Raw genomic sequence first — 9,341 nt, 5'->3', positions numbered from 1 at the left:
CTGGCTTTTACTTGGGCCAGTACCGGCAGCCAGCCGTGATATCGTTCCCCATTCTTCTTTCAGGGACTTTTCCATGCCCAACACCACCTCTCTGCAGCCTGGTTTCATGATCGTCCACGGCAACCGCCTGGACGACCTGCGCAGCTTGGTGGTGAGTTGGATGCGCCGCTACCCGCTGGCACCGCTGGAAAACGAAATCGCCTTGGTACAGAGCAATGGCATTGCCCAATGGCTCAAGCTTGCCCTCGCTGAAGATCCACAAGACGATGACATGGGCGGCTGCGGTATTGCTGCCGCCATCGATGTACAACTGCCCGGCAGCTTCATGTGGCAGTTGTATCGCAAGGTGCTCGGGCGTGACGAGATCCCCGAAGTATCCCTGCTCGACAAGGCACCGCTGACCTGGCGCCTGATGCGCCTGCTGCCTGCACTGATCGAACGCCCGCATTTCGAACCGCTGCGTCGTTTTCTCACGGATGACAGTGACCTGCGCAAGCGTTATCAGTTGGCCGAGCGCCTGGCCGACCTCTTCGACCAATATCAGGTTTACCGCGCCGACTGGCTCAAGGATTGGGCAGCCGGCGAGCACATCCTCAATACCGCCCGTGGTGAACGCAAGCCCCTTGCCCCAGGTAACCGCTGGCAGGCCGAACTTTGGCGTGCATTGCTCGAGGATGTCGGTGAGCAAGGCATGGCGCAAAGCCGAGCAGGGGTGCACCAGCGCTTCATTGAACGCATCAACAGTATGGAAGCAGCGCCGCAAGGGCTGCCTTCGCGGGTGATCGTATTCGGTATTTCTTCCCTGCCCGCCCAGGCATTGGAAGCATTAGCCGGCTTGGCCCGTTTCAGTCAGGTGCTGCTCTGTGTTCACAACCCTTGCCGCCACCATTGGGCCGACATCGTTGCCGACAAGGACCTGCTACGCCACCAGTACAAGCGCCAGCAGCGCAAGCAGGGCATGCCCCTGCAACTGGACGACGAGTCGCTGCATCAGCACGCCCACCCGCTATTGGCTGCCTGGGGCAAGCAAGGCCGCGATTACATCAACCTGCTGGACAGCTACGACGACCCCGGCAGCTATCAAGGCGTATTCAGCGACGGGCGCATCGACCTGTTCAGCGAAGGCCAGCCAAGTTCGCTGCTGAACCAGCTGCAGGACGATATCCTCGAACTGCGTCCACTCGCAGAAACTCGCGAATGCTGGCCTGAGGTCGACCTGGCCAAGGATCGATCCGTGCGCTTTCACGTGGCGCACAGCCCGCAGCGCGAAGTGGAGATCCTGCACGACCAGCTACTGGCCCGCTTCAGCGCCGACCCCACGCTGCGCCCGCGCGACGTAATCGTAATGCTCCCGGCCATCGACACCTATGCCCCGCATATCCGTGCAGTGTTCGGCCAACTGCAGCGCAACGACCCGCGCTACATTCCATTCACCCTGACCGATCAGGGCCAGCGTGGTCGCGACCCCCTGCTGATTGCCCTGGAACATCTGCTCAAGCTGCCAGACAGCCGCTTCGCCGTCAGCGAAGTGCTCGACCTGCTCGATGTCCCGGCAGTGCGCGCGCGTTTCGGCATCCGCGAAAGCGACCTGCCCACCCTGCACCGCTGGATCGAAGGTGCGGGCATTCGTTGGGGGTTGAACGCCGATCAGCGCGCCACGCTCGGGTTGCCCCAGGGCCTGGAGCAGAACAGTTGGCGCTTCGGTCTGCGGCGCATGCTGCTGGGTTACGCGGTGGGTGTGGGCGAAGGCTGCGACGGCATTGAACCGTACGATGAAATCGGTGGCCTGGATGCCGCCTTGATCGGCCCGCTGGTGGCGTTGCTCGATGCCCTCGATGTGGCCAACCAGGCCTTGTCCAAACCTGCCACTGCCAGCGAATGGGGTGACCGCCTCAACGCATTGTTGCAAGTGTTCTTCCTGGCCGAGGAAGAGCACGATGAGTTTCTTTTGATGCAATTGCAGGAGCTGCGCGACAGCTGGCTGGAAGTCTGCGAAACCGTGGGCCTGCAAGATCAGCTGCCACTCACGGTGATCCGTGAGGCCTGGCTGTCGGGCCTCGACGAAGGCAAGTTGTCCCAGCGTTTTCTCGCCGGCTCGGTGAATTTCTGCACCTTGATGCCAATGCGGGCAATTCCCTTCCGTGTGGTGTGCCTGCTGGGCATGAACGATGGCGACTATCCGCGCGCGCAGCCGCCGCTGGACTTCGACCTGATGGCCAGCGATTACCGCCCCGGCGATCGCTCGCGCCGCGAGGACGACCGCTACCTGCTCCTCGAAGCGCTGCTGTCGGCACGTGACCAGCTCTACATCAGTTGGGTTGGCCGCAGCATCCGTGATAACAGTGAACGACCGGCCTCGGTATTGATCGGCCAGTTGCGCGATCACCTGGCTGCCGGTTGGCGCCTCAAGGGCGATGCTGACGGCCAGCAACTGCTGCACGCCTTGACCCAGGAACATCCCCTGCAGCCTTTCAGTACACGCTATTTCCAGAAGGGCAGTGCGCTGTTCAGCTATGCCCATGAGTGGCAGTTGCTGCACCAGCAGACTCCAGACGAAAAGCAGCCCGACCTCAACCTGCCTCCGTACGTCAACGATGAAGCGCTGACGCTGACCCAATTGCAGGATTTCTTGCGTCACCCAGTCAGGCACTTCTTCAGCCAGCGCCTGAAAGTGTTCTTTGAGGCCTTGGAGGCTCCTACACCAGACGAAGAGCCATTCGTCCTTGACGCCTTGCAGCGTTACAGCGCCAGCGAAAGCCTGCTGGGCGCCGCCCTGAGCGATCCTGACAACGCCGAACGTGCGTTGCAGGCCCAGGCCCGCCGCCTGCAAGGCTGCGGCATGCTGCCCCTGGCTGGCTTCGGAGAACTGCTGCAAGCCGAGTTGATCCAGCCACTGCCCGATCTGCTGCTACGTCATCGTCAGCTGCTGCAGCGCTGGCCAACGGTGGTCGATGGTGCATTGCCGATTCGTTTCGAGCATGCCAATCACCGCCTTGAGGGTTGGCTGGGCCGGGTCTATCAGGCCGACGATCAAAGCCTGTTGAGTATCACCACGGTTCCCAACACCATCAGCGCCGGGCGCAACAACCTCAAGTGGCACCGCCTGATTGCCAGCTGGGTGATGCACCTGGCCGCGTGCGCCGCTGGTTATCCACTACACAGTGCGCTGCTGGCCAGCGACGTCACCCTGCTGCTCGGTCCCTTGCCACAGGATCAGGCTGGCGAGCAACTGGGGCACCTGCTTGTAGCGCGACAGGCTGCGATGAATGCACCGCTGCCTGTCGCCGCCAAGACAGCCTTTGCCTGGCTGGCTCAGGAAGATCCGGACAAGGCCCTGGCTGCCGCTATCCGTGCCTATGAAGGGGATGGCCGCACCAGTTTCGGCGAGCGCAGCGAAAGTGTTGCGCTGGCCCGGCAGTTCCGCGATTTCGCCGCACTCAGCGCCGATGAGACTTTTGAAGGCTGGTGCGAAACCTTGTACCGCCCCCTGTTCAGCGCTACCTGGCAGGCCCAAGGTAATCCGGAGAGTGAAGCATGACCCAGGCCCGCCCCCTGGCACTGAGTTTTCCCCTGCACGGCAGCCAGCTGATCGAAGCCAGTGCCGGCACAGGCAAGACGTTCACCATTTCCGCGCTGTACCTGCGCCTTATCCTCGGCCATGGCGCTGAGCAAGGCTTCGGCCGCGAGCTGCTACCGCCGCAGATTCTCGTGGTGACCTTCACCGATGCCGCCACCAAAGAGCTGCGCGAGCGTATCCGTGCCCGCCTGGCCGAGGCCGCGCGCTTCTTCCGCGGCGAACTGGAACGCGGCGACCCCCTGCTGCAGCAACTGCGCGACGACTATGCCGAAGCACTCTGGCCACGCTGCGCCAATCGCCTGGAAGTCGCTGTGCAGTGGATGGACGAAGCGGCGGTGTCGACCATTCATGGCTGGTGCCAGCGCATGCTCCGTGAACATGCTTTTGACAGCGGCAGTTTGTTTACCCAGAGCCTGGAAACCGACCACAGCGACCTGCTTGGCCAAGTCATGCGCGATTACTGGCGGCGCTTCTGCTATGGCATGCACGGCGAAGCACTGAGCTGGGTGCGCAGCCATTGGGTCAGCCCCGATGCTCTGCTGCCGCGCATCCGCCCGCTGTTCGGCCGCGTGCGTGCACAACAGGACGAAACGGAACCACAAGCGTTGATCGAAGGCGCGCTGCAACAGCGGGGCGAGCAGTTGCGCCAACTCAAGGCACCGTGGGTGCAATGGGCGGATGAGCTGCAGCAGATCTGCCGCGACGCAGTGGCGGCAAAGCAGGCGGATGGCCGCAAACTGCAAGCGCGCTACTTCGAGCCTTGGTTTGAAAAGCTGCGCACCTGGGCCGGTGATGAACAAGAAGTGGAGCTTGATCTGGGAACCGGCTTTACCCGCCTGACGCCGGCGGGGATGGCCGAGGCCTGGAAAGCTGGCGAGCCGCCCGACCACCCGGCCTTGCATGCCATGCAGAACCTGCAGCAACAGGTGCAGGCGCTGACCAGCCCGGATGCCCGCTTGCTCGAACATGCCGCCGCCTGGGTGGCGACGCGTTTCGAAGTGGAGAAACGCCGCCGAGCCGAAATGGGCTTCGACGACATGCTGCTGCGTCTGCAACATGCACTGGGCACCGAGTCGGGGGAACGCTTGGCCGCACTGATCCGCGAGCAGTTCCCGGTAGCGTTGATCGATGAATTCCAGGACACCGATCCAGTCCAGTACGGCATCTTCGAAAGCATCTATCGCATCAGCGAGAACAATGCGCAAACCGGACTGTTCATGATCGGCGACCCCAAGCAGGCGATCTATGCCTTCCGTGGCGCCGACATCTATACCTACCTGTCGGCCCGACGCGCTACCGCGGGCCGCCTGCATAGCCTGGACACCAACTACCGCTCCAGCCAGGCGATGGTCGCGGCGGTCAACCGGGTGTTCCTGCAGGCCGAAGCGCGCACGCAGGGCAAGGGTGCCTTCCTGTTCCGCGAAGCTGACGATAACCCGCTGCCGTTTGTCGAAGTTCGCGCCAAGGGCCGCGGCGAACGCCTGTTGATTGATGGCCAAGCGTGTGCGGCGCTGCAATGCTGGCAGCTGAAAAGTGACGAGCCGGTATCCAGCACGCTCTACCGGCAGCAACTGGCCGCCAGCTGTGCGAGCCATATCGTTACCGTATTGAATGGTGGCCAGCGCGGCGTGACCGGCTTCAGCGATGACCAGGGCGAGCTGCGCGCTTGCCAGCCTTCGGACATCGCCATCCTGGTGCGTGATGGCCATGAAGCGCAGTTGGTGCGCAGCGAGCTTGCCGCCCGCGACGTGCGCAGCGTGTACCTCTCCGACAAGGACTCGGTGTTCGCCGCCCAGGAGGCACACGACTTGCTCGCCTGGCTCAAGGCCTGCGCCGAACCGGACTCCGAGCGCTTGCTCAAGGCCGCGCTGGCCAGCCTGACTCTGGAGCTGTCGCTGGCTCAACTTGACCAGCTGAACCAGGACGAGCGGGTGTGGGAAGGCTGGGTCATGCGTTTTCGTCGGTACCGCGAAATCTGGCAGCGCCAGGGCGTACTGCCGATGCTGCGGCACCTGTTGCACGACTTCGAGTTGCCGCGCACGCTGATCGGCCGCACTGACGGCGAGCGTGTGCTGACCAACCTGCTGCACCTGGCCGAACTGCTGCAGCAGGCAGCTGCTGAGCTGGACGGTGAGCAGGCGCTTATCCGTCACCTGGCCGAGCACCTGGCCAGCTCCGGCCAAGCGGGGGAGGAGCAGATTCTGCGCCTGGAAAGCGACGAGCAACTGGTCAAGGTAGTGACGATCCACAAGTCCAAGGGCCTGGAATACCCCTTGGTCTATCTGCCGTTCATCTGCACCAGCAAGCCCGTGGACGGCAGCCGCCTGCCGTTGGCCTGGCACGACAGCCTGGGCAATGCGCAACTGACGCTGACGCCCGATGCAGAGCAGATCGCCCTGGCCGACGAAGAGCGCCTGGCCGAAGACCTGCGCCTGCTCTATGTGGCCCTGACGCGCGCCCAGCACGCCTGCTGGCTGGGCGTCGCCGACCTCAAACGCGGCAACCAGAAAAGCTCGCAGCTGCACCGCTCGGCGCTCGGCTACCTGCTGGGCGGCGGCCTGGCACTGCCTGGCTCGGAACACCTCAAGGCATGGCTGCAGCGCTTGCTCGCAGGTTGCGTGGATATTGCCTGCCCGCCGCTGCCAGAAGCCAGCGATGAGCATTATCGCGCGTCCCATGTCGAGCGCGAGTTGTTACCGGCACGCAAGCCACGCCGGGCAGCCGCCGAGCATTGGTGGATCGCGTCCTACAGTGCCTTGCGCGTCGGCGAGCAGACCCTAGGCGCCGACAGCTCACAGGCCCAGCAACTACTCGATGACGAAGTTGCCGATACTCAGCTGATCCGTGAAGCGCCCGCCGACGGTGGCGACATCCATCGCTTCCCCCGCGGCCCAAATCCGGGGACCTTCCTCCATGGGCTGCTGGAGTGGGCCGGTCGCGAAGGCTTTGGCGAAGTCGCCGGCAATGCCAGGCTCATCGAGCGTACCGTTGGCCAGCGTTGCAACCGCCGTGACTGGACCGGTTGGATTCCGACACTCAGCCAGTGGTTGCAGCGCCTGCTCAACGAGCCATTGCCGGTCGGCACTGCACAGCTGACGCTCGCGCAGCTGCAGCGTTACCAGATCGAAATGGAGTTCTGGTTCGCCAGCCACAACGTCGACGCCGAGCAGCTCGATCGTCTGGTGGCCCGGCACACCCACCCGGGCAGTGCACGCCCGGCCGCGCAACCGACACTGCTCAATGGCATGTTCAAAGGCTTCATCGACCTCGCCTACGAGCTCGACGGGCGCTATTACGTGGCGGACTACAAGTCCAACTGGCTCGGCCCGGACATCCAGGCCTACGACACCCAGGCCATGGAAAAAGCCATCCTCGAACACCGCTACGATCTGCAATACGTGCTTTACCTGCTGGCCCTGCATCGCCAGCTGCGCGCACGCCTACCTGATTACGATTACGACCGCCATGTTGGCGGAGCCCTGTTCATCTTCCTGCGCGGCGCCAGCAGCAGTGGCCACGGTGTGTACTTCGTCAAGCCGCCACGCGAGCTGATCGAGGCCCTCGACGCGCTGTTCCGTGGCGTGCACGCGCCCGAGCAGCAGGACCTGTTTGCCGGAGTTGCGCCATGAGCCGAACCCTCGACGATCTCTTGCCAACGCCACTGCACGCTGAGCATCTGCTGGCCTTGGCCCCTCAGCACAACAGTGCAGACCTGCTGCAATTGCTTGATCGCTGGGTGGAACGTGGCTGGCTGCGCGCGCTCGACCGGGCGTTCGTCAGCTTTCTTGAAGAGCGTGCCCCCGGCAGTGACCCGTTGCTCTTGCTGGCGGCAGCACTGGCCAGCCATCAGCTGGGCCACGGGCATGTCTGCCTCGACCTGCAACAGACCCTCGACGAGCCGGACTTCGCGCTGTCGTTGCCGCCGGAAGGCGATGCCCTGACCGGCCCGTTGCTGTTGCCCTCGCAACTGCTGGCCAACCTCGGCTTGCCCACCTGGCTGCAACGCATTGCCGCCAGCCCGCTGGTGGCGGCCGGCGATACACCAAGCCAGCACTCGCGGCCGCTGGTGCTCAGTGGCCAGCGCCTGTACCTGCGCCGCTACTGGAGCTACGAGCGGCAAATCGACCATACCCTGCGCCAGCGCCTGAGCCAGGGCGAGGCTGCTCCTGCCGACCTGCCTGCACGCCTGGCACAGCTGTTTGACGAGGGCGCTTTGGTGGGCCAGGTGGACTGGCAGAAACTGGCCTGTGCCCTGGCTACCCGCGCGGGTTTCAGCATCATCACTGGCGGCCCCGGTACCGGCAAGACCACCACTGTGGTGCGCTTGCTGGCGCTGCTACAGGCGCCTGCGGTGGAGCAGGGCAGGCCGTTGCGCATACGCCTGGCCGCGCCGACCGGCAAGGCGGCTGCGCGTCTGACCGAGTCGATCGGCCAGCAGGTTGAACGGTTACAGGTGAGCGCCGAAGTGCGTGCGCAGATCCCCACCGACGTCAGCACCGTGCACCGCCTGCTCGGCAGCCGCCCGGGCTCGCGGCACTTCCGTCACCACGCCGGCAACCCGCTGCCGCTGGATGTGCTGGTGGTCGACGAAGCGTCGATGATCGACCTTGAGATGATGGCCAACCTGCTCGACGCATTGCCGCCCAAGGCGCGCTTGATTCTGCTGGGGGACAAGGACCAGCTGGCTTCGGTCGAGGCCGGGGCCGTGCTCGGTGACCTGTGTCGGGATGCCGAGGAGGGTTACTACTCGCCCGCGACCCAGGCCTGGCTGGAGCAGATCGGTGGCCAGTCGCTGGCCGCCAGTGGCCTGAAACCTGGGGATGCGCAACGCAATCCGTTGGCCCAGCAGGTCGTGATGTTGCGGTTCTCGCGGCGTTTTGGTGAAGGCAGCGGCATCGGCCAGCTGGCGCGCCTGGTCAACCGGCAGGAGGCCCAGGCGGCACGTGACCTGCTGAGCCTGCCGCCAGCGGACGTATTCGGCCTGGCGCTGCGCGGCGAGCAGGACCGGGCCTTCGACCGTCTGATTCTCGACGGCCTCAACCGGGGTACCGAAGGGCCTCAAGGCTATCGCAGCTACCTGCGTGCCATTGGCCGCTATCGCCCGGCACCGGGCAGCGCATTCGACGATCCGCGGTGGGAGCAGTGGGCCGCCAAAGTGCTGCAAAGTTTCGAAGACTTCCAATTGCTGTGCGCTGTGCGCAAGGGCGCCTGGGGTGTCGAAGGCCTCAACGAGCGGGTAGCGCGGGTGCTGCACAACGCCGGGCTGATCGACAGCCAGCAGCCCTGGTATGAAGGCCGCCCAGTGCTGGTGACACGCAACGACTATGGCCTTGGCTTGATGAACGGAGACATCGGCATCGCCCTGCGCCTGCCGGATGAGCACGGTGAAGCGCTGCTGCGGGTGGCCTTCCCGCGCAACGATGGCAGTGGAGGCGTGCGCTTCGTCCTGCCCAGCCGCCTCAACGAGGTGGAAACCGTTTACGCCATGACCGTGCACAAGTCCCAGGGCTCCGAATTCAGCCACACCGCGTTGGTGCTGCCGGATGCACTCAACCCGGTGTTGACCAAGGAGCTGGTGTATACCGGCATCACCCGGGCCAAGCATTGCTTCAGCCTGATCGAGCCGCGCCAGGGTATTTTCGAAGAGGCGGTACTGCGCAAGGTACGGCGCATATCCGGTCTGATGCTCGAACAAGTCTGACGCGCCTACAGATAGCCAGCGTTGTGCTATCTTTGCGCCGACTTCGACAGGATTTTGAGAGAA

At 64.0% G+C, this 9,341-nt stretch carries 3 protein-coding genes; all 3 read left to right on the top strand.

All coding sequences use genetic code 11. The features are described 5' to 3' along the window. Positions 1-73 precede the first annotated feature (73 nt). Genes recC through recD form a run of 3 tightly spaced genes read left to right on the top strand, consistent with a single transcriptional unit; the run spans position 74 to position 9,278 of the window. Positions 74-3,538 (top strand): exodeoxyribonuclease V subunit gamma, encoded by a 3,465-nt coding sequence (gene recC / locus APH27_RS18395; protein WP_060485588.1) that lies wholly within the window; start codon positions 74-76, stop codon positions 3,536-3,538. Continuing rightward, positions 3,535-7,206: an exodeoxyribonuclease V subunit beta gene (gene recB / locus APH27_RS18390; protein ID WP_060485587.1), complete on the top strand. Its 3,672-nt coding sequence runs from the start codon at positions 3,535-3,537 to the stop codon at positions 7,204-7,206. Before recC ends, recB begins: the two co-directional genes overlap by 4 nt. Continuing rightward, positions 7,203-9,278 (top strand): exodeoxyribonuclease V subunit alpha, encoded by a 2,076-nt coding sequence (recD, locus tag APH27_RS18385; RefSeq protein WP_060485586.1) that lies wholly within the window; start codon positions 7,203-7,205, stop codon positions 9,276-9,278. Before recB ends, recD begins: the two co-directional genes overlap by 4 nt. Positions 9,279-9,341: the final 63 nt, after the last annotated feature.

It is taken from the genome of Pseudomonas sp. NBRC 111123, assembly GCF_001320205.1.
GTDB classification, from domain to species: domain Bacteria; phylum Pseudomonadota; class Gammaproteobacteria; order Pseudomonadales; family Pseudomonadaceae; genus Aquipseudomonas; species Aquipseudomonas putida_J.
Note: the sequence above shows the minus strand (reverse complement) of the source record. Positions and strands in the feature narration are given on the sequence as shown.